Annotated in this window: 1 protein-coding gene; it reads left to right on the top strand. The window is 73.9% G+C overall.

Going from position 1 to position 391, the window contains the following annotated elements; genetic code table 11:
- Nucleotides 1-391, top strand: a 391-nt coding sequence (locus IE249_RS36280; RefSeq protein WP_444544802.1) for a HAMP domain-containing protein, incomplete at both ends; no start/stop codon positions are given.

Below are 391 nucleotides of genomic sequence, written 5' to 3'. Positions count from 1 at the left end.
TCCGGCGGGCTGAGCGGTTTCGCGCTGGAGGACGTGCCCGAGTCCCTGCGCGCCGCGGTGAACAAGCGGCAGCCGCTGTCGGCGGCCAACAAGTCGCCGTACCACCTGTACTGGCAGCGGGTCACCGAGCACGGCAACCCGTACCTGGTGGCCGGCACCAGGCTGGTCGGGGGCGGGCCGACCGGCTACATGCTCAAGTCCCTCGAGCCGGAGGCCAAGGACCTCAACTCGCTGGCCTGGTCGCTGGGGATCGCCACCGGGCTCGCCCTGATCGGCGCCGCGCTGCTCGCGCAGGCCGCCGCCACGACCGTGCTCAAGCCCGTGCACCGGCTCGGCGTCGCCGCGCGCCGGCTGGGCGAGGGCAGGCTGGACACCAGGCTCAGGGTGTCCG

The sequence above is a fragment of the Streptomyces anandii JCM 4720 genome, from assembly GCF_014650655.1.
GTDB lineage: Bacteria > Actinomycetota > Actinomycetes > Streptomycetales > Streptomycetaceae > Streptomyces > Streptomyces anandii.
The sequence above is the reverse complement of the archived record's forward strand: the minus strand, read 5'-3'. Positions and strand labels throughout refer to the sequence as shown.